Source organism: Rhodococcus sp. NFXS4, from assembly GCF_058139645.1.
In genome coordinates this window covers 3,024,922-3,045,416 of the sequence record NZ_CP192221.1, presented here as the reverse complement: position 1 = coordinate 3,045,416, position 20,495 = coordinate 3,024,922, and the positions used below count along the sequence as shown (strand labels likewise).

Genomic DNA, 20,495 nt, shown 5'->3' with positions numbered 1-20,495 from the left:
CCGGCCGGAGGGCGCATGATCGAACGGTGACGATGTTGCCCGATCCGAGTACTCCCGCGCGCGCCGACACCCGAGTGACGCCTCCCGACAGCCCGGCACCGACCGCATCGGCGCTGCGGCGTGCGCTGCGCCGTGCCCGCGACGGTGTGGTGATCAGTGTCGACGAGGCGACCACGCTGCTGCACGCCCGCGGCGACGACCTGACCGATCTGTGCGCGTCCGCGGCGCGGGTGCGGGACGCGGGACTGCTCGCCGAGAACCGCCCCGGCACGGTGACCTACTCGCGCAAGGTGTTCATTCCCCTCACCCGGCTGTGCCGGGACACGTGCCACTACTGCACGTTCGTGACGGTCCCCGGCAAGCTGCGCGCCGAGGGGCACGGGATGTTCCTCGAGGCCGACGAGGTGCTCGACATCGCGCGGCGCGGTGCCGAACTGGGATGCAAGGAAGCGTTGTTCACGCTCGGCGACCGCCCCGAGGCTCGCTGGCCCGAGGCGCAGGAGTGGTTGGACGCGCGCGGCTACGACTCGACGCTGGACTACCTGCGGGCGATGTCGATCCGCGTGCTCGAGGAGACGGGTCTGCTCCCGCACCTCAATCCCGGAGTGATGAGCTGGGAGGAGATGTCGCGCCTCAAGCCGGTCGCACCGTCGATGGGCATGATGCTCGAGACCACCTCGCGTCGACTGTTCGAGGAGAAGGGGCAGGCCCACTACGGCAGCCCCGACAAGGACCCCGAGGTGCGTCTGCGCGTGCTCACCGACGCCGGTCGTCTCACCGTTCCGTTCACCACCGGCATCCTCGTGGGCATCGGCGAGACGATCCGTGACCGCGCCGAGTCGATCATGGCGATCCGGAAGTCGCACAAGGCATTCGGTCACGTGCAGGAAGTGATCGTGCAGAACTTCCTGGCCAAGGACGACACCGCGATGCGGTCCGCACCCGACGCCGGCCTGGAGGAGTTCCTCGCCACCATCGCCGTGTCCCGCATCCTTCTCGGCCCGGCCATGCGCATCCAGGCGCCGCCGAATCTGGTGTCCGCGCAGGAGTGCGCGGCGTTGCTCGCCGCGGGCGTCGACGACTGGGGCGGTGTCTCGCCGCTCACCCCCGATCACGTCAATCCCGAGCGGCCGTGGCCGAACCTCGACACTCTCGCGCAGCTGTCCGCGGACGCCGGCTTCACGCTGACCGAACGCACGGCGGTGCAGCCGCGGTACGTCCTGGCGGGCTCACCGTGGATCGATCCGCGGATCTCGGCGCACGTGCGTGCGCTCGCCGACGACGCGACCGGGCTGGCGGTGCCCGAGACGATCCCGTCCGGTCTGCCGTGGCAGGAACCCGACGAGGTGTGGGAGTCCACCGGCCGCGTCGACCTCAACACCGGCATCGACACCGAGGGTCGCAACACCGAGACGCGCAGCGACATGGGCAGCGCGTTCGGCGACTGGGAGTCCATCCGCGAGCAGGTGGCGCACCTCGCGACCCTGGACAGCGTCGACCGCGACGTGGTCGCCGCCCTCCGCGCCGCGGAGAAGGATCCCGGCAACTGCACCGACGAGGAGTACCTGGCGCTGGCCACCGCCGAGGGTGCGGCGCTCGACGCGGTGACCGCCTTCGCCGATCAGCTGCGCCGTGACGTCGTCGGTGACGACGTCACGTACGTCGTGAACCGGAACATCAACTTCACCAACATCTGCTATACCGGGTGCCGCTTCTGCGCCTTCGCCCAACGCAAGGGCGATGCCGACGCGTTCTCGCTGTCGACCAGCGAGGTCGCCGACCGGGCCTGGGAGGCGCACGTCCTCGGCGCCACCGAGGTCTGCATGCAGGGCGGCATCGATCCGGAGCTGCCCGTGACCGGATACGCAGACCTGGTGCGCGCGGTGAAGGCGCGGGTGCCGTCGATGCACGTGCACGCCTTCTCGCCCATGGAGATCGTCAACGGGGCCTCGCGCGGTGGCCAGTCGGTGCGCGACTGGCTGACCGAACTGCGGGAGGCCGGGCTGGACACCATCCCCGGTACGGCGGCGGAGATCCTCGACGACGAGGTCCGCTGGGTGCTCACCAAGGGCAAGCTGCCCGCCCAGACGTGGATCGACGTCGTCACCACGGCGCACGAGGTGGGACTGCGGTCGAGCTCGACGATGATGTACGGCCACGTCGACAACCCCTCGCACTGGGTGGGACACCTGAACGTGCTCAAGCGGATCCAGGACCGCACCGGTGGTTTCACCGAGTTCGTGCCGCTGCCGTTCGTGCACCAGAGTTCGCCGCTGTACCTGGCGGGGGCGTCACGACCCGGACCGACGCAGCGCGACAACCGGGCCGTCCACGCACTGGCGCGGATCATGCTGCACGGCCGCATCGACAACATCCAGACGAGCTGGGTGAAACTCGGCGTGACGGGAACTCGGGTGATGCTGAACGGCGGCGCCAACGACCTGGGTGGCACGCTGATGGAGGAGACGATCTCGCGGATGGCGGGATCGCAGCACGGATCGGAGAAGACCGTCGAGGAACTACACGCGATCGCCGAGGGAATCGGACGACGCGCAGTCGAGCGCACCACCGCCTACGCAGACCGGACGGAAGCAGCATGAGCGCTGATCGATTGGGCGACGAGCGCGTCGCCGGAGTTCTCAAGGCCGCGGTGCGCGTGATCGTGCCGGTCCTCGAACTGCTCGCGGACCGTGACCCGCTCGGCCTCAAGAAGCGCACGTTCCGCGAGCAGGCGGACGCGAGCGGCACGAAGGTCGACGCGGCGCTGAACGCCGTCGCGTCGGTGTTCGACGCCGCCGACACACCGGGAACCAAGGCGTGGGAGTCGATGACCGTCGACCAGCGCGTCTCGTGGTGGGTCGGCCGCGTCGGCGGGATCGGCACCGTGGCGGTGGCGTTCCCCGGCATCTTCGGTGTACTCGCTCGCCGACTCCCGCTCGGCGACGTCCTCGGGTTCGCGAACCAGGCCATCGTCCTGGTGGCCGTCGCCCGCGAGTACGGCATCACCGAGCAGGACGAGCAGGTCCGCCTGCTGGCATCGGTGCTGTGCAACCGCGAGCTGCCGAAGGGTGCCAGCATCCACGCGCCCGAACCCGACGTCGACGGCGTCACGGACGACAGCCGTGTCACCGAGCCGTCCGGTCGCTTGTCCCGGTCCCCGTTCGCGTTGCTGTCGACCTTGTGGTCGGTCACCAAGATCCTCAAGGCCGTCACCGACGAATTGGACAAGCGGCCCCGCAGCCGTACCGTTTACAGATGGCTCGGTAACCTGCCCGTGGTCGGTGCGGTCGCCGGGTACTTCGGCGAGCGCGGCGCACTGTCCCGAGCTGCGAAGCTGGGGCGCCGGTGGGTCGAGCAGAACAGCACGTCCGCGTCGAACGCGTCCCCGCGGGGCCGCGACACGCTCAGAGTTCGGAAAGGCTAAGGAGAACCTCAGTGCCGTACACGATTGCTGAACCGTGCGTCGATGTCCTCGACAAGGCATGCATCGAGGAATGCCCTGTCGACTGCATCTACGAGGGTGGACGCATGCTCTACATCCAGCCCGACGAGTGCGTGGACTGCGGTGCCTGCGAGCCGGTGTGCCCCGTCGAGGCGATCTTCTACGAGGACGACGTCCCCGAGCAGTGGTCCGCCTACGTCAGCGCCAACGTCGACTTCTTCGACGAACTGGGCTCACCCGGTGGCGCGGCCAAGGTCGGCAAGACCGACTACGACCCGCCGTTCATCAAGGCTCTGCCCCCCATGGGTGAGAACTGAGCGTGACGGACGCACCCGTCGTCTCGCGTCGGTCGCCCGCTGTTCGTCGATCCGTGGCGAGCCTGTTGCCCGAGTTCCCGTGGGACACGCTGGCCGACGTCACCGCGCTGGCGCGGTCGCATCCGCACGGCATCGTGAACCTGTCCGTCGGTACGCCGGTGGACCCGGTCGCCGACGTCGTCCGTGACGCTCTCGCGGCGGCCTCCGCGCAGCCGGGGTACCCCACGACAGTGGGCACACCCGAGCTGCGGGCGGCCGCCGTCAGTGCGCTCGCACGCCGCTACGGCATCGGTGGGTTGGACGAACGCTCGATCCTGCCGGTGATCGGAACCAAGGAAGTCATCGCCTGGTTGCCGACCCTGCTCGCGCTCGGCCCGGACGATCTCGTCGTCATCCCGGAACTGGCGTACCCCACCTACGAGGTCGGGGCGCTGCTCGCGGGATGCCGCACACTGCGCGCGGACGGGGTGTCGCGTCTCGGTCCCGAACGCGCGTCGCTGATGTTCGTCAACTCGCCGTCCAATCCCAGTGGCCGGGTGCTCGGTGTCGCTCACCTGCGCAAGGTGGTCGAGTGGGCCCGCGAACGCGGCACGATCGTCGTGTCGGACGAGTGCTACCTCGGACTCACCTGGGAGGGACGCGCCGTCTCGATCCTCGACGACGAGGTGTGCGGCGGGGACACCACCGGCCTGCTGGCCGTGCACTCGCTGTCCAAGACGTCGAACCTCGCGAGCTACCGCGCCGGCTTCGTGGCCGGCGATCCCGCCCTGGTCGCGGAACTGCTCGCGGTCCGCAAGCACGCGGGCATGATGGTTCCCCTTCCGGTGCAGGCGGCCATGACCGCGGCGCTGAGCGACGACGAGCACGAGAACGTGCAACGCGAGCGTTACCGCGATCGTCGGACCGCGCTCGCCGCCGCCGTGGTGGCGGCCGGATTCACCATCGATCACTCCGAGGCCGGCCTGTACCTGTGGGCCACGCGCGGTGAACCGTGCCGGGACACCGTGCGCTGGTTCGCCGAACGCGGCATCCTCGTCGCTCCGGGGGAGTTCTACGGTCCCGACGGCAGCACCCACGTCCGCATCGCGCTGACGGCGACCGACGAGCGCATCGCCGCTGCCGTCGCCCGTCTCTCGGTCTGAGCCCGGCCGTGGGAGCGCTCGACCGCGCGCAGGAGGATCTGGCCCGCGGGGAACCATGGAGTGCGCGCAAGCGCCTGACAGCGCTGCTGGATCAGGACGCCGCCTCGCAACCCGCGCTCGACCTCCTCGGCTACGCGTGCCTGGCGATGGACGACCCGGCCGGTGCCGGTGCGGCCTGGTTCCTCACCGATCGAGACGACGCCGACCCGCTGGTGCGGCACGCGCTCGACTCGTTCGTCGCCGCGTGCCCGACACCGCTGGTGCTCGCGCGCCGACTGCCCATCAACGCGCCGTCGCGGGCCTATCCGCCCCGCGTTCGCGAGCGGCTGGCCGTGCTCGAGTCGCGGGTGCGTGCCAGCGGCGAGGAGTGGGAGCCGCCCGGCGAGGTGCACTACTTCGCGCAGGAGGGCGTCGACGTCGAGGCGTTCGACGAGTGGTCGGACGCTCCCGCCGCGTCCCGCTCCGGTGTGAAGATGGTCGCCGCCGTCCTCGTGGTCGCCATGATCGGCACCGCGTCCATCGCGACCGTTCTCACCGTCTTCTTCTGACGACGCGCCGCCGCGAGGCCGAGGACGTGTCGGGGGCCGGTGGTACAGATGGAGTCATGAAGGATTCGCTGACCGGATGCGTCGAGTGTCTCGGCGCTCTCGACCACTGTCACGGCACGCTCGTCGTCCACCTGCACGGTGCGGTCGAGTGCACCGACGACGCCTGTGTTCTGCTGCACGCCGTCCGGCACACCCTCGTCGTCGACTGTTCCGCGGTCGCCGGGGGCTGCACGTGCATCGAGGTCACGGAGCAGCTGCGGGCGTCGTGAGAGACTGCTCGGTGTGCTGCTCCGGTCTCTGAACTCGTACGCGATCACCCATGGCGGCGACGCCGACGACGCGGTCACCGTCGGTGACGTCGTCCTCTCTCGAAGCGATCTGCTCGGGGCCGCCACGTCGGTGGCCGAGCGCATCATGGGCGTCGACCGGGTGGCCGTCCTCGCCGAACCGACCGCCCGCACCGTCGTCGCCGTGGTCGGTGCGCTCATCGCCGGAGTGGCCGTGGTGCCGGTGCCCCCGGACTCCGGGCCGACCGAACTCGACCACATCCTCGCGGACTCCGGTGCCCGCGGGTGGCTGGGTGTCGCGCCCGAGCACGACGGCGGTCTGCCCGTCGTCCCGGTCCGCATGCACGCACGGTCCTGGCACAGCTACGCGGAGCCGTCGGACGACGCGACCGGTCTCGTGCTCTACACCTCGGGAACCACGGGCCCTCCGAAGGGCGTGATCCTCAGCCGCGGTGCGCTCGCCGCCGGCATCGACGCGCTCGCCGAGGCGTGGGGGTGGACGGCGAACGACACTCTGGTGCACGGACTCCCGCTCTATCACGTGCACGGGCTCGTGCTGGGAGTCCTGGGTCCGCTGCGACTCGGCAGTCGAGTGATCCACACCGTCAAGCCCTCCGCGGAGCGGTACGCCGCGGCGCGGGGAACGATGTACTTCGGGGTTCCCACCGTGTGGTCGCGAGTGGCGGCCGACCCGGAGTCCGCCGCGGCGCTGTCGCACGCTCGGTTGTTGATCTCGGGCAGTGCCCCGCTGCCGGTGCCGGTGTTCGAGAAGATCGCCGCTCTCACGGGTCTCGAGCCGATCGAGCGCTACGGCATGAGCGAGACCCTCATCACGCTGAGTACGCGCGCCGACGGTGAGCGACGACCCGGTTGGGTCGGAGTTCCGGTGCGCGGCATCGAGACTCGGCTGCGCGGTGAGGACGGGTCGGAGGTCCCACGCGACGGGGAGTCCATCGGTTCGTTGGAGGTGCGCGGCCGGTTCTTCGACGGTTACCTGAACAAGCCGGAGGCCACCGCGGCCTGCTGGACGGACGACGGGTGGTTCCGGACGGGAGACGTCGCGGCGATCGACCCGGCGGGCTTCCATCGGATCGTCGGCCGGGAGTCGACGGACCTGATCAAGACCGGTGGGTACCGCGTCGGCGCGGGCGAGGTGGAGACGGCGATCCTCGGTGTTCCCGGAGTGCGTGAGGTGGCGGTCGTGGGACTGCCCGACGACGATCTCGGCCAGCGCATCGTGGCGTTCGTCGTGGGTGACGAGGTGGAGCCGCGAGCAGTCGTCGACTCTGTGGCACAACAGCTCTCGGTGCACAAGCGGCCGCGTGAGGTACGCGTGGTGGACTCGTTGCCGCGGAACGGGATGGGCAAGGTCCGCAAGAACCTGTTGGAGTAGCGTCGGGAGACATGACCTCCTCCACTCGCATCGTCCTGGCCTCTCGTCCCACCGGCGCACCCACTGCCGAGAACTTCCGGACCGAGACGGTCGATCTCCCCGAGGTCGGTGACGGTCAGGTCTCGCTGAAGACCCTGTACCTGTCGCTGGACCCGTACATGCGCGGCCGGATGAGCGACGCCGAGTCGTACGCGGAGCCCGTCGAGGTGGGCGACACGATGGTGGGCGCCACGGTCTCCGAGGTGATCGAGTCTCGAAGCGACGCCGTGTCGGTCGGCGCCGTGGTGCTCGGCTACACGGGGTGGCAGTCGCACGCGGTGGTCGATGCGTCGTCCGTGCGAGTGCTGGATCCGGAGAAGGCGCCCGTGTCCACCGCGCTGGGCGTGCTGGGGATGCCGGGCTTCACCGCGTACTCCGGCATGACGAAGATCGGGCAGCCGAAGGCGGGGGAGACCGTCGTGGTCGCGGCGGCCAGTGGGCCCGTCGGCTCGGCCGTCGGCCAGTTCGCGAAGATCAAGGGTGCGCGCGCCGTCGGCATCGCCGGCGGTCCCGAGAAGTGTGCGTACCTGATCGACGAGCTCGGCTTCGACGCCGCCGTCGATCACCGCGCCCCGGACTTCGAGGATCAGTTGAAGGCCGCGACTCCGGACGGCATCGACGTCTACTTCGAGAACGTGGGCGGCGCCGTCGCGAAGGCGGTGCTCCCGCGGCTCAACCTCTACGCACGCGTGCCGGTGTGCGGTCTCATCGCGCAGTACAACGACACGCAGGCACCGGAGGGTCCGGATCGGCTGCCCGGCTTCTTCACGCGCGTGCTGACGAAGAGCCTGACAATCCGCGGCTTCATTCAGAGCGAATTCGTCCCGGAGCTCTACAAGGACTTCCTGCGCGAGGTCGCCGAGTGGATCGACAACGGATCGTTCCGCTACCGGGAGGACGTGGTCGAGGGTCTCGAGAACGCTCCCGACGCGTTCTTCGGGCTGCTCGAGGGCAAGAACTTCGGCAAGCTCGTCGTCAAGGTGGCGTGACGGTTAGAGTACACGTGTGCACTCGAATCGCGATCGGAACGAAGTAGCGGGCGCTGCCGACGTCGTGGCCACGGCCATCGACATCCTCAGCCGCCCTGTCCAGGGGACCCACCGCGCGATCAACGACGTGGTGTTCGGGGTGCTGGGCCGTTCCGCGGCACCCGTGCGCATCCTGAACGAGGGCATCGCCGACCTGGTCTACGAGGCCGTGCGCGGGGGCGGTGTGGCGGCCGCCGAGGCTGTCACCGCGGTGTCCCGGCTGTTGCCCGAGGACCGCGTGTCCCACGCGGTCACGTCCACCGCGGCCGGATCGGTCGTGGTCGGCGCCGTCAACGGTCTGCTGGGCGACCGGCTCGCCGCCGAGGGCAACGACCTGACGGTGGAACTCGGGCCGCATCACGAGCGCCGCATCGTCGGGAACGACACCGCGATGCTGACCACCGCGTATCCGAAGGCCACGGGTCACGTCGCCGTGCTCGTGCACGGGCTGGGGGAGACCGAGCAGGCCTGGTACTACCGCCACGACGGGCGGGGCAGCTACGGCGAGGCGCTGGCCGCGCACGGCATCAGCGCGGTCTGTCTGCGGTACAACACGGGCGCCGGGATCGAGGACAACGGGGCGGCACTGGCCGGCCTCCTCGACGAGCTGATCGCGGTCTGGCCCGTCCCCGTCGAGCGGATCGACCTCGTCGGGCACTCGATGGGCGGGCTCGTGGTGCGGCGTGCCTGTGCGGTCGAGGCGAGCAGGGCGACCTGGCTGCCGCTGGTGCGCACGGCCTGCTACCTGGGCACCCCGCACGAGGGCGCACCGCTCGCGACGGGCGTGTACCACCTCTCCCGTGCTCTGCGGAAGGTGCGGCAGACGGCGGTGTGGGCGGACCTGCTCGACGTCCGCAGCCGCGGCGTGGACGACCTGAGACTGGCCACGGACGTGGCGCTCGCCCCCGGGATCCGGCACGTCGCGGTCGCCGCCACCCTGGCCGCCGACGACACGGCCTGGTGGGCCGACGCCGTGGGAGACGGACTGGTGACGCTGCGCAGCGCACGGGGGCCGATGACGGAGTTGCACACGCTCGTCGGCACCGGGCACCTCGCGCTGCTGTCGGATCCGCGGGTGCTCGACGTCCTCACCGAACTCATGGCGGACGCGACACCGGCAGAGATCGACGACGTCACCGAGCCGGACGAGACGGTGGCCTGAGACCACCGTCCCGCGTCAGACCAGGCTCTCCTGCCACGCCGTGTTCAGGTGCGCGAACCTGCCGTCGCCGGCGACGAGGGCCTCCGGGGTGCCGTCCTCGACGATCCGTCCGTCGGCCATGACGAGAACGCGGTCCGCGATCGCGACCGTCGACAGGCGGTGCGCGATGATCAGTGCGGTCCGACCGTGCAGGATCGTCTCGAGGGCGCGCTGGACCAGGCGCTCGCCGGGGATGTCGAGGCTGGACGTGGCCTCGTCGAGCACGATCACCGACGGTGCGGCGAGGAACACCCGCGCGAAGGCCACCAGCTGTCGCTGTCCGGAGGACAGACGTCCACCGCGCTTGCGCACGTCGGTGTCGATGCCTCGCGGCAGTGCGGCCAGGAACGGGGTGAGGCCCACGGCGTCGGCGGCCGCCCGCACCTCGTCGTCGGTCGCGGACGGTCGGCCGAGGCGGATGTTGTCCGCGATCGATCCGGAGAACAGGAACGATTCCTGCGTCACCATGACGACGTTGCGACGCAGGTCGTCGTCGGCCAGGTCGCGGAGATCGATGCCGTCGAGACGGATCCGGCCGTCCGTGGGGTCGTAGAACCGCGCGAGGAGCTTGGCCACCGTCGACTTGCCGGCACCGGTGGCGCCGACCATGGCGACCACCTGTCCGGCCGGCACGTGCAGCGAGAAGGGCTGCAGCACCAGCGCGTCCGCGGCGTAGCCGAACGAGACCCGGTCGAACTCCACGTCGCCGGCCGCGATTCCGATCGGCACCGGGGTGGTGGGAGGCGCCACCGTCGGTTCCTCCTCGAGCACGCCCGAGATCTTCTCGAGCGCCGCCGCGGCCGACTGGTACGCGTTGAACACCTGCGCGAGTTCGTCGAGCGGCCCGTAGAAGCGGCGGAGGTACAGCACGTAGGCGGCGAGCACGCCGATGTCGAGGGCACCGCCGATGACCCGCATGCTGCCCACGACCACGATGACGGCGAGGGTGGCGTTGCCGATCCAGCGCACGATGCCGGTGTAGCTCGCCATTCCGCGCAGCGCAGTGGTGGTGGCGTCCCGGTACTCGGTGTCCTCCGCGAGCAGGATCGCGTCGTTGCGGCGCTCGCGGCGGAACACCTGGACGGCGCGGATGCCGACCATCGACTCGACGAAGTGCACCACGACGCGCGCGATGGACACCCGGGTGCGTCGGTAGGCGCGGCGCTGGCGGCGCTGCGACCAGCGTGTGATCAGTAGCAGCGGAACGAATCCCGCGAGCACGACGAGGGCCAGCGGAACGTCGAGCCAGAACAGGATGATCGCGATCGAGACCATCGACAGGATCGCGGTCAACGCATCGTTGAGCGCGCTCTCGAGAAGCGTCTGCAGCGATTCGACGTCGCTGGTCAGTCGCGAGATCACCTTGCCGGACGTGTACTTCTCGTGGAAGGACAGCGACAGTGCCTGCGCGTGGCGGAACACCCGCTCGCGCAGATCGAACAGGATGTCCTGGCTCAGGCGGCCCGAGACCATGAGGAACGCGTACGTCGTGGCGGCGCCGAGGAACCCGACCACGACGTATCCCGCCACGGTCCACACCAGCGGCGCCCAGCGTCCGTCGACGGCAGCGGCGACGCCCGTGTCGAGAGCGTGGGCGATGAACAGCGGTCCGGCGACGAACGCCAGGTTGTCCAGGAAGATGATCGCCATCGCGAGGACCGTGCGGCGGCGGTGCGGGCGCAGCAGCGAGAGGAGCAGTCGACGTGAACGACCGGCCAGGACGAGGTTGCCTGCCCGGTCCACGTCGGTGTCCTCACCGCCGACGCCGCGCCAGTCGGTGTCAGCCATGATCTCGCTCCGCTCCCGACATCGAGCCCATCACGTCGCGGTACGCCGCCGAGGTGGCGAGCAGGTGCTCGTGCGTCCCGGTCTCCATCACCGTGCCGTGGCCGAGGTGCACGACGCGATCCGCGAGCGCGGCGGTCGAGGGGCGGTGTGCCACCAGCACGGTCGTGGAGTGCGCGAGCACGGTGCGCAGCCTGCGCTGAACCGTCGCCTCGGTGTCCACGTCGAGTGCGGAGAGCGGATCGTCCAGCACGAGCACGCGGGGCCGGCCGAGCACCGCCCGCGCCAGCGCCAGACGCTGGCGTTGACCGCCGGACAGGCTCAGTCCCTGCTCGCCGATCCGGGTGTCGAGGCCCCACGGCAGCTTCTCGACGAAATCCGTCGCGTGCGCGATCTCGAGTGCCTCCGCGACGTCTTCGTCCGTCGCGTCGGGGCGGCCCAGCGCGACGTTCTCGCGCACACTGGCCGAGAACAGCACCGGCTCCTCGAAGGCGACCGAGACCACCGAGCGCAGATCCGCCAGCCGCATAGACCGGACGTCGACACCGTCGAGAGTGATCGCGCCACCGTCGACGTCGAAGAGCCGAGGAATCAGCGTCGTCAGGACGGACTTCCCCGTTCCGGTGTTGCCGACGAGAGCCACCGTCTCGCCCGGACGCACCTCGAACGTGACGTCGTGCAGGAGGTGGTCGGATGCGTCCGGGAATGCGAAGGAGACGTGGTCGACGCGGATGTGCCCCCGCACCGGGTCGGGCAGGGGAACGGGGGAGACCGGATCCACGATGGTGTCCGGGGTGTCCATGATCTCCCAGTACCGATCCGCCGCCGTCCGCGCGTTGTTCAGCTCGGCGAGCAGGAAACCGAAGGACTCGATGGGCCACAGCAGGAAAGCGACGATGGCCATGGTCGCCACCAGAGTTCCGGCCGTCAGGGTCCCCGTCACGATGGCGTACGTCCCGTAGGCGAGCATGCCGCCGACGGCCACTGGTGGCAGTCCGACGATGACGGTCCACAGGATCGCCAGGTATCGGACCTTGGTGAGCTCGGTCGTGCGGAGCGTCGCGGCCTGCGCGAGGAAGCGGCGTCCCAGGTGGGCGCTGCGGCCGAACGCCTTGAGCACCCGGATGCCGTGGATGGACTCCTCGACGGTGGTGGTGACGTCGCCGGCCTGGTCCTGGGCGTCGCGTGCGACGACGCGATAGAGCTCCTCGAACCGGACGCACGCCCACACCAGCGGAATCGCCACGACGAGCATGATGACGCCGAACTGCCATGCGCGGGAGAGCAGGACACCGAGACCCACGACGAGGGTCACCGCGTTGATGATGATGAACGGTCCGATGAAGGCGACGAAGCGGCGCAGCGCGGAGAGGTCGGAGATGGCGCGGGAGAGCAGTTGGCCCGATTCCCAGCTGTCGTGCGCGGCCACCGACACGTGCTGCAGCTTCGCGAACACGTGCGCGCGGGCCGTGATCTCGAACTGACTCGACGGCCCCGACACCAGGTAGCGACGGATCCAGATGCCGGCGGCATCGATCGTTCCCAGCAGCAGCACCAGCGCCGCAGGCCACCACACGCCGGCGACGTCGCCGCGGGTGATCGGGCCGTCGATGATGCTCTGGATGACGAGCGGGATCACCAGGCCGGTGAGCGTGGCGATCAGCGAGACCACGATGGACCCGACGAAGTACCAGCGATACGGCGCCAGGAACGGGGCGAAGCGGCGGAGCGACGAGGTCACCGTCGCGGAGGACGCCTCGACCGCACGTCTCGTTCCGCGATCGAGCACTCCGGTGGACACACACGACTCCTCACGTACCGCTCGACTGTCTCATCGAGCCGTACTCGGAGCCAACCGATTTATCGCGGGGCCTGTTCCCCCCGTTCTCACGTCACCTCCGCTTCGCGTCACCGAACGGTTCGTCGCGTTCCTGGACGGCCTGCCGGAATCCGACGGTGGCAGCGCGGGTCTGGAACGCGAAGCCCTCCCGGGTGTGCCGGGCGACGCCGTCGAAGACCGTGCTGATCATCGTGGAGGTGTGCACGCCGGAGCTGATCAACGCGCTGTTGAGCGCCAGCTTGACCATCATCAGCTGGTTGATCGGCATGCGCGCGATCCGTGCGACCAGTTCCTCGGTGCGGGCGTCGAGCTGATCCGCGGGCACCGATTCGACGGCGAGACCCCACTCCGCCGCCTGCGCCCCGGTGAGACAGTCACCGGTCAGCAGCAGTCGTTTGGCGCGCTGGTCGCCGAGGCGGTGTGCCCACATCCCGGCGGCGGGAACGCCCCAGACGCGGGTCGGCGGGTAGCCGATCCGCGTGTCGTCCGCACAGATGATCTGGTCGGCGTACAGCGCGATGTCGGTACCGCCGGCCACGGCGAAACCGTGCAGCTTGGCCACCACCGGCTTGTTCGCGTGCAGCAGGCTGGCGAATCCGCGGTTGAATCGGCTCATCATCGCGTAGTCGATCATCGGGTCCCACTGGCCCGACGGATCGTGGTTGCGGGCCTGGACGACGGGGTCGAGAACCGTCCCCGTCGTGTCCACGGCCCCGCTGTCGCCCCGATCGAGATTCTCGGCGTAGATCGACAGGTCGTAGCCGCCGCAGAACCCCTTGCCGCGACCGGACAGCAGCACGACGTGTACTCGCGGATCGAGATCCGCCCGCTCGACGGCCGCCGCCAGTTCGACGGGGGTGTCCGCGGTGATGGCGTTGCCGTGCTCCGGTCGATCGAAGGTGATCCGGGCGACCCGCCCGTCGACCTCGTAGGTGAGCGTCCGGAACGTCGGGGAGTCCTGCTGTGGAGTCCGGCCGGTGAAGGGGGAGTCGGCTCCCTCGTCCCACCCCTCCCGCCACGGGGCGGGTGCGTCGGTCACGCCGGAACCTTCGGCGTCGATCGCTCGATGATGGCGGCCGTGTCCACCCCGGTCGGCAGGGTGCCGTACACGCTGCCCCAGTCGCCGCCGAGTCGGCTCGTCGTGAACGCGTCGGCGACCGCGGGGTGGCCGTGCCGCACGAGCAGCGAGCCCTGCAGTGCCAGTGCCATCTCGCCGACCACGCGGCGTGCCCGCTGTTCGAGGGTGGCGATGTCGGTGAAGGAGTCCTTCAGCGACCGCACCGCGGCGTCGAGCGCCGCATCGGCTCCGCGGCAGCCGTCGAGCTCGTCGAAGAACACGGCGAGCGTCTCCGGCTGTCGTGCCACGGCGCGCAGGGTGTCGAGCGCCGCGACGTTGCCCGAACCCTCCCACACCGACAGCAGTGGAGCCTCCCGGTAGAGCCGCGGCATCCTCGACTCCTCCGCATACCCGTTGCCGCCCAGGCATTCCAGGGCCTCCGCCGCATGCGCCGGGCCGCGCTTGCACACCAGGTACTTGCTGACGGAGAGGCTGATGCGCCGTAGTGCGGCGGCACGCTCGTCGCCCGCAGCTGCCTGATCGGTGAGCGCGGCGAGCCACAGGGCGACGGTCGTCGACGCCTCGGACTCGATCGCGAGATCGGCCAGGACGTTCCGCATGAGCGGCTGGTCGACGAGGTTCTTCCCGAACGCCTGCCGGTGCACCGCATGATGCACGGCCTGAGCGGTGCCCGCCCGCATTCCCGTGGCCGACCCCAGGGTGCAGTCGAGCCTCGTCATGTTGACCATCTCGATGATGGTCCGCACGCCGCGACCCTCGTCGCCGACGAGCCAGGCGGTCGCGTCGTCGTACTCCACCTCGCTCGAGGCGTTGGAATGGTTGCCCAGCTTGTCCTTCAGGCGCTGGATCGCCATGGCGTTGCGAGTGCCGTCCGGGAGGACGCGGGGCAGGAAGAAGCACGACAGGCCGCCGGGCGCCTGCGCGAGGACCAGCAGGACGTCCGACATCGGCGCCGACGTGAACCACTTGTGGCCGGTGATCCGGTACGAGCCGTCCGGCTGCGGCACGGCCGTCGTGCGGTTCGCCCGGACGTCGGAACCGCCCTGCTTCTCGGTCATGGACATGCCCGCGATCAGACCCGTCTTGGTCGCGGGAGGACGGTGCGAGGGGTCGTACGTCGACGAGGTGAGCAGCGGTTCGTACAGCGCGGACAGTTCCGCGTTCGCTCGGAGTGCGGGAACGACGGCGTACGTCATGGAGATCGGGCACCCGTGCCCCGCGTCCACCGCGCCCCACACGCTGAACTTCGCGGCACGGATCAGATGCGCGTGCGGTGACGGGTCGCGCCACGGCGCCCCGTGCATGCCGAATTCGACTGCCGTGCGCATCAACTCGTGGTAAGCCGGGTCGTAGACCACCTCGTCGATGCGGTTCCCGTAGCGGTCGTGCGTGTGCAGGACGGGCGGATGCTCCTCGGCGAGATCGCCCCAGCGCTGCGCCTGCTCGCTCCCGGCCAGCCGACCGAGCCGGTGCAGCTCGTCGAGCGCGTCGTCGGCGCCCTCGCGGTGCAGGGCCTCCAGGACGACCGGGTGGTCGGCGACGTCGTGGCCGATGAGCGGCGGAACCTGATTGGTGACGGTGTGCGTGGGGGTCATGACGCTCTCCTGTCGGTCGGGGCGCCGAGGGCGCGGAGTGTGAAGGTCTCGAGTGCGGCGAGAACGCGAGCGTCGGCCTCGCCGCGGGCGAGTGGGACGACCAGTGCCTCGCCGATGGCGCCGACGATGCACGCCGCCGTCAGGGGCGCGTCCTGGTCCGGGAGTTCACCGGCCTCGACGGCGGCACGGATGGCGGCGGCGAACGCGTCCGCGAACGACTGCCGGAAGGCGAGACGCTCGGTGTCGACGAGGGCGTCGATGGGCTCGGCCAGCAGCGCGTACGCGAGAGTCGGTGCGCGACAGGCGCGATCGCAGAAGGTGCGGACCGAGGCGAGCAGGCTGTCGGTGTGGGTGCCGGTCGCGGCGGCGCGCACACCCGCCGCTGTCGCGGCGGCCACCTCGCGGCTGCAGGCGTCGCGGAAGACCTCGGCGAACAGTTCGCCCTTGCCGGGGAAGTAGCGGTAGACGGTGCCCACACCGATGCCGGCGCGGGCGGCCACGTCGGCCATCGAACATGCGGCGTACCCCCGCTCGGCCACGAGAGACAGTGCAGCGGTGACGATTCGAGATCGGGCGGCATCGAGCCGCTCCTGGACCGCAGCGGTCCGTCGGTACACCATGGCAAGAAGTGAACGCCCGTTCCGCACTGGTGTCAAGGACGGAACGGTGATTCATATGTTCGGGAGGGCAGGACTACCAGCGCGACCCGACGCGATTGTTGACCAGCAGCGTGCCGTCCGGATCGAGACGGGACTCGGGACGGAACACCATGACGGCGTCGTCCTCGTCGGGCGGTGTCGGCTCCTCCGTGTTGCCGATGCCGCCGAGCAGTCCGCGCCACAGCACCCAACCGCGCCGCTCGTAGAACCCGACGGCGTCGGGAAGGGAATTGAGCACGCCGACCACGTCGTCCGACTCGATCTGCTCCTCGATCGCGGCCATGAGCCGCGCACCCAGCCCGGTGCCCCGGAACTCCGGGTCCAGGGCGACGGCCTCGACGAAGCCGCCGTCGAACTCGTCGCCGCCGTGGTGGAGAAGGCGCGGCACCACGGCGGCATGGCCGATGATGCGGTCGCCGTCGCGGAGGATCACGTGGGTACCGCCCAGGGCGTGCTGCCAGTCGTGCGGGGTGAAGCGCTCGCCGAAGGCGCCGCGCACCAGCCCCTCGCACGTGTGGGCGTCCGCGTCACCCAGATCGTCGGTGATCACCGACTCGAGTCGCGGTTCCTGCTGTATCGCTTCCTGGCTCACGGTCCCCCCGGACGCAGCCTGCCGCCGAATCGCTCAGTCGTTGGCGTGCAGGATCGAGTTGAGCTCGACGCCCGTACCCTTCCACGGCACGACCTCGACGGCACCGGAAACGGAGTTACGACGGAAGAGCATGTTCGACTGCCCACTGAGATCGGCCGCCTTGACGACGGTGCCGTCCGGGCCGGTGACCTTGGTGCCCGCGGTGATGTAGAGGCCCGCCTCGACGACGCAGTCGTCGCCGAGGGAGATGCCGAGGCCCGCGTTGGCGCCGAGCAGGCAACGCTGTCCCACCGAGATGACGGCCTTGCCGCCGCCGGACAGAGTGCCCATGATCGAGGCGCCGCCGCCCACATCGGAGCCGTCGTCGACGACGACGCCGGCGGAGATGCGGCCCTCGACCATGGACGAGCCGAGCGTGCCGGCATTGAAGTTCACGAAACCCTCGTGCATGACCGTCGTGCCGGACGCGAGGTGGGCGCCGAGGCGCACGCGACCGGCGTCGCCGATGCGGACACCGGTGGGGAGCACGTAGTCGACGAGTCGCGGGAACTTGTCGACACTGAAGACGGTGACGGCGCCCCGTGCACGGAGACGGGCGCGCGTCGCCTCGAAGCCGTCGACGGCCGCCGGGCCGTGGTTGGTCCACACCACGTTGGACAGCAGGCCGAACTGGCCGTCCAGGTTGAGGCCGTGCGGCCGGACGAGGCGATGCGAGAGCAGGTGCAGGCGCAGGTAGACGTCGTGCGCGTCGACCGGGGCGTCGTCGAGGGAGGAGATGGTGGTGCGCACCGCGACGATGTCGAGGTCGCGGGCGTCGTCGTGTCCGACCAGCGCGGCCAGTTCCGGGGGAACGTCCGCCGCGTCGAGTCGTGCGGTGCCGGTCTCGGCCACCTCGGCGAGCTCGGGAGAGGGGAACCAGGTGTCCAGCACCGTTCCCGACGGGGTGATGTGTGCGATGCCGACTGCCGATGCTCCTGTGGTCACGGGGACCGAGCCTAGAGGACGACCGGACGGCCGGGCGAACGTAAGGTCGGCTGCGTGAGCGCACCGATCTCCCTGGACCTGCATGCCGATCCCGTCGACCTCACGGCGGCGCTGGTGGACGTTCCCAGCGTCTCGCGAGACGAGGCCACGCTGGCCGACGCGGTGGAGCGGGCGCTGCGCGAGCAGACCACGGGATTCGAGATCGTGCGCTCGGGCGACGCCGTGCTGGCCAGGACGAACCGGGGGCTCCCGACGCGGGTGATCCTCGCGGGTCACCTGGACACGGTCCCCATCGCCGACAACGTGCCGAGTCGTCGCGAGCGCGGGCACGCCGAGGGCGACGTCCTCCACGGATGCGGAACCGTCGACATGAAGTCGGGGGACGCGGTGTTCCTGCACCTGGCGGCGACGGTCGCTGAGCCCACCGCGGACCTGACGCTGATCTTCTACGACTGCGAGGAGATCGAGGCGTCGGCCAACGGTCTGGGTCGCATCGAGCGGGAGATGCCCGAGTGGCTGCGCGGAGATGTCGCGATTCTCGGTGAGCCGTCGGGTGGCTACATCGAGGCGGGGTGCCAGGGGACGCTCCGCATGCGGTTCACCGCGACGGGGACGCGCGCCCACTCGGCCCGATCGTGGCTGGGGGACAACGCGATCCACAAGTTGGGCCCGCTGTTCGACCGGCTCGCCGCGTACACGCCGCGCAGCGTGGACATCGACGGCTGCGTGTACCGGGAGGGACTGCAGGCGGTCCGTGTCAGCGGCGGCGTCGCCGGGAACGTGGTCCCCGACGAGGCATTCGTCGACGTCAACTTCCGCTTCGCCCCCGACCGCAGTGTGGAGCAGGCGATCGAGCACGTGCGCGAGGCGACCGACGCGGAGCATCTCGATCTCACCGTCGAGGTGACCGACAGGTCGCCGGGCGCGCTGCCGGGTCTGGCCGCACCCGCGGCGGCGGCGCTGGTCACGGCGGCGGGGGGAGAGTTCCGCGCCAAGTACGGCTGGACCGACGTCTCCCGGTTCTCCGCGCTGGGCATCCCGGCGGTGAACTACGGTCCCGGCGATCCCAACCTCGCGCACAAGCGCGACGAGCGTGTACCGGTGCAGCAGATCACCGATGTCGCCGACGTCCTGCGCCGGTATCTGACCGCCACCGACGCCCACTAGCCTCTCCGTCATGGGAGCGCACGAGAGCCGGGAGAACGCCGGCGAGAGGTCCACGAACTACCGCGGGCCCGTCATGGACCGACGGGAGTTCGGTGGGTCCACCACCGATCAGCGGCTCCTCGACTCGCGGGGCTCCGCCGACTGGCTGCACACCGATCCGTGGCGGGTGCTGCGGATCCAGAGCGAGTTCGTCGAGGGCTTCGGCGCACTGGCGGAACTGCCTCGGGCCGTCACGGTGTTCGGGTCGGCACGGACGTCGCGCGAGTCCGCGGAGTACGCGCTCGGCGTCGAGCTGGGCACCGCGTTGGCCGGCGCCGGCTACGCCGTGGTGACGGGCGGGGGACCGGGCGCGATGGAGGCCGCCAACAAGGGGGCCTGCGAATCGGGCGGGTTCTCGGTCGGCCTCGGTATCGAGCTGCCCTTCGAGCAGTCGCTCAACGAGTGGGTGGACCTCGGCGTGAACTTCCGCTACTTCTTCGTCCGCAAGACGATGTTCGTCAAGTACTCGCAGGCCTTCGTCTGCATGCCGGGCGGATTCGGCACGCTCGACGAGTTGTTCGAGGCACTCACGCTGGTGCAGACCCGCAAGGTCACCCGGTTCCCCATCATCCTGTTCGGCACGCAGTTCTGGGGCGGGCTGCTCGACTGGATCCGCACCACGCTGGTGGCCGCCGGCACGGTGTCCGAGGCGGATCTCGAGCTGATCCGCTGCACGGACAGTGTCGCGGAGGTGGTCCGCTGGGTCGACGAGAGCCGGGCGGCCGAGATCGCGGCGGACGAGTCGCGGGCGAGCGAGACCGAGCAGTGACCGGGTCGATCGCGGTGTGCGTCTACTGCGCGTCCGGCCCGGTGGAGCAGCATCACCTCGATCTGGCCGCCGCCGTGGGCACCGAGATCGGACGTCGCGGCGGCACGTTGGTGTCCGGGGGCGGCAACGTCTCCATGATGGGCGCCGTCGCGGCGGCCGCACGCGCCGCGGGGGCATTCACGGTGGGAGTCATCCCGCAGGCCCTGGTGCACCGCGAGGTGGCGGACATCGATGCCGACGAGCTGGTGGTCACCGAGACGATGCGCGAGCGCAAACGCATCATGGACGACCGGGCGGACGCGTTCATCACGCTCCCGGGCGGGATCGGCACGCTCGAGGAACTGTTCGAGACCTGGACCGCCGGATATCTGGGAATGCACGACAAACCGGTCGTAGTCTTGGATCCCGTGAACCACTTCACACCGCTGTTCGACTGGATGCGCTCGCTCGTCGGGACGGGATTCGTCTCCGAGCGCTCGCTCGATCGCCTGGTCGTCACGGCGGACGTGGACACGGCTCTGACGGCGTGTGGGCTCGTGCAGGGCACGCGCACCGTGAACATTACCAATCAGTAAGGTAAGCGTCGTCAC

At 70.0% G+C, this 20,495-nt stretch carries 19 protein-coding genes; 12 read left to right on the top strand and 7 right to left on the bottom strand.

Annotation, left to right across the window (positions count from 1 at the left end):
* Nucleotides 1-32: 32 nt before the first annotated feature.
* The 9 genes from J4E04_RS14210 to J4E04_RS14170 are packed head-to-tail and all read left to right on the top strand — an operon-like array spanning nt 33 to nt 9,358.
* Nucleotides 33-2,600, top strand: a complete 2,568-nt coding sequence (locus J4E04_RS14210; RefSeq protein WP_222638331.1) for a bifunctional FO biosynthesis protein CofGH — start codon at nt 33-35, stop codon at nt 2,598-2,600.
* Nucleotides 2,597-3,424, top strand: coding sequence for a hypothetical protein (locus J4E04_RS14205; RefSeq protein WP_155956891.1), 828 nt, complete (start codon nt 2,597-2,599; stop codon nt 3,422-3,424). The genes J4E04_RS14210 and J4E04_RS14205 overlap by 4 nt, the downstream gene beginning before the upstream one ends.
* Nucleotides 3,425-3,435: 11 nt before the next feature.
* A complete protein-coding gene (fdxA, locus tag J4E04_RS14200) occupies nt 3,436-3,759 on the top strand; it encodes a ferredoxin (RefSeq protein WP_027503879.1) in 324 nt (107 codons plus the stop codon).
* A 53-nt stretch (nt 3,760-3,812) separates the two neighbouring features.
* A complete protein-coding gene (dapC, locus tag J4E04_RS14195; RefSeq protein WP_490150555.1) occupies nt 3,813-4,901 on the top strand; it encodes a succinyldiaminopimelate transaminase in 1,089 nt (362 codons plus the stop codon).
* A gap of 8 nt (nt 4,902-4,909) precedes the next feature.
* Nucleotides 4,910-5,449 (top strand): DUF6584 family protein, encoded by a 540-nt coding sequence (locus J4E04_RS14190; protein ID WP_056447428.1) that lies wholly within the window; start codon nt 4,910-4,912, stop codon nt 5,447-5,449.
* 56 nt (nt 5,450-5,505) lie between these two features.
* On the top strand, nt 5,506-5,718 hold the full coding sequence (locus tag J4E04_RS14185) for a hypothetical protein (RefSeq protein ID WP_056447430.1): 213 nt from the start codon (nt 5,506-5,508) through the stop codon (nt 5,716-5,718).
* 13 nt (nt 5,719-5,731) lie between these two features.
* On the top strand, nt 5,732-7,129 hold the full coding sequence (locus J4E04_RS14180; protein ID WP_056447432.1) for an acyl-CoA synthetase: 1,398 nt from the start codon (nt 5,732-5,734) through the stop codon (nt 7,127-7,129).
* Between the two features lie 11 nt (nt 7,130-7,140).
* Nucleotides 7,141-8,157: an NADP-dependent oxidoreductase gene (locus J4E04_RS14175; RefSeq protein WP_027503874.1), complete on the top strand. Its 1,017-nt coding sequence runs from the start codon at nt 7,141-7,143 to the stop codon at nt 8,155-8,157.
* A gap of 16 nt (nt 8,158-8,173) precedes the next feature.
* Nucleotides 8,174-9,358, top strand: a complete 1,185-nt coding sequence (locus J4E04_RS14170; protein WP_056447435.1) for a lipase family alpha/beta hydrolase — start codon at nt 8,174-8,176, stop codon at nt 9,356-9,358.
* A gap of 15 nt (nt 9,359-9,373) precedes the next feature.
* Here J4E04_RS14170 and J4E04_RS14165 read toward each other — a convergent pair whose 3' ends face one another.
* From J4E04_RS14165 to dapD, 7 genes are all read right to left on the bottom strand, one after another.
* Nucleotides 9,374-11,185 (bottom strand): ABC transporter ATP-binding protein, encoded by a 1,812-nt coding sequence (locus J4E04_RS14165; RefSeq protein ID WP_056447436.1) that lies wholly within the window; start codon nt 11,183-11,185, stop codon nt 9,374-9,376.
* On the bottom strand, nt 11,178-12,983 hold the full coding sequence (locus tag J4E04_RS14160) for an ABC transporter ATP-binding protein (protein ID WP_222638165.1): 1,806 nt from the start codon (nt 12,981-12,983) through the stop codon (nt 11,178-11,180). Before J4E04_RS14160 ends, J4E04_RS14165 begins: the two co-directional genes overlap by 8 nt.
* Before the next feature lie 91 nt (nt 12,984-13,074).
* Nucleotides 13,075-14,061: a crotonase/enoyl-CoA hydratase family protein gene (locus tag J4E04_RS14155; RefSeq protein WP_308115386.1), complete on the bottom strand. Its 987-nt coding sequence runs from the start codon at nt 14,059-14,061 to the stop codon at nt 13,075-13,077.
* Nucleotides 14,058-15,695 carry an acyl-CoA dehydrogenase family protein gene (locus J4E04_RS14150; RefSeq protein WP_490148843.1) on the bottom strand — a complete coding sequence of 546 codons (1,638 nt, stop codon included), beginning with the start codon at nt 15,693-15,695 and terminating at the stop codon, nt 14,058-14,060. The genes J4E04_RS14155 and J4E04_RS14150 overlap by 4 nt, the downstream gene beginning before the upstream one ends.
* Nucleotides 15,692-16,315: a TetR/AcrR family transcriptional regulator gene (locus tag J4E04_RS14145; RefSeq protein ID WP_222646052.1), complete on the bottom strand. Its 624-nt coding sequence runs from the start codon at nt 16,313-16,315 to the stop codon at nt 15,692-15,694. The genes J4E04_RS14150 and J4E04_RS14145 overlap by 4 nt, the downstream gene beginning before the upstream one ends.
* A 73-nt stretch (nt 16,316-16,388) precedes the next feature.
* A complete protein-coding gene (locus J4E04_RS14140) occupies nt 16,389-16,946 on the bottom strand; it encodes a GNAT family N-acetyltransferase (protein WP_051612925.1) in 558 nt (185 codons plus the stop codon).
* Between the two features lie 33 nt (nt 16,947-16,979).
* The gene (dapD, locus tag J4E04_RS14135; RefSeq protein WP_082544618.1) at nt 16,980-17,930 is read right to left on the bottom strand and encodes a 2,3,4,5-tetrahydropyridine-2,6-dicarboxylate N-succinyltransferase; all 951 of its coding nucleotides are present in this window, start codon (nt 17,928-17,930) and stop codon (nt 16,980-16,982) included.
* A 54-nt stretch (nt 17,931-17,984) separates the two neighbouring features.
* Here dapD and dapE point away from each other — a divergent pair, with 54 nt between their 5' ends.
* Genes dapE through J4E04_RS14120 form a run of 3 tightly spaced genes read left to right on the top strand, consistent with a single transcriptional unit; the run spans nt 17,985 to nt 20,480 of the window.
* The gene (gene dapE, locus J4E04_RS14130; protein WP_222638161.1) at nt 17,985-19,097 is read left to right on the top strand and encodes a succinyl-diaminopimelate desuccinylase; all 1,113 of its coding nucleotides are present in this window, start codon (nt 17,985-17,987) and stop codon (nt 19,095-19,097) included.
* 10 nt (nt 19,098-19,107) lie between these two features.
* A complete protein-coding gene (locus tag J4E04_RS14125) occupies nt 19,108-19,905 on the top strand; it encodes an LOG family protein (protein ID WP_490148842.1) in 798 nt (265 codons plus the stop codon).
* Entirely contained in the window at nt 19,902-20,480 is a 579-nt protein-coding gene (locus J4E04_RS14120; RefSeq protein ID WP_056447448.1) for an LOG family protein, read from the top strand. Before J4E04_RS14125 ends, J4E04_RS14120 begins: the two co-directional genes overlap by 4 nt.
* Nucleotides 20,481-20,495: the final 15 nt, after the last annotated feature.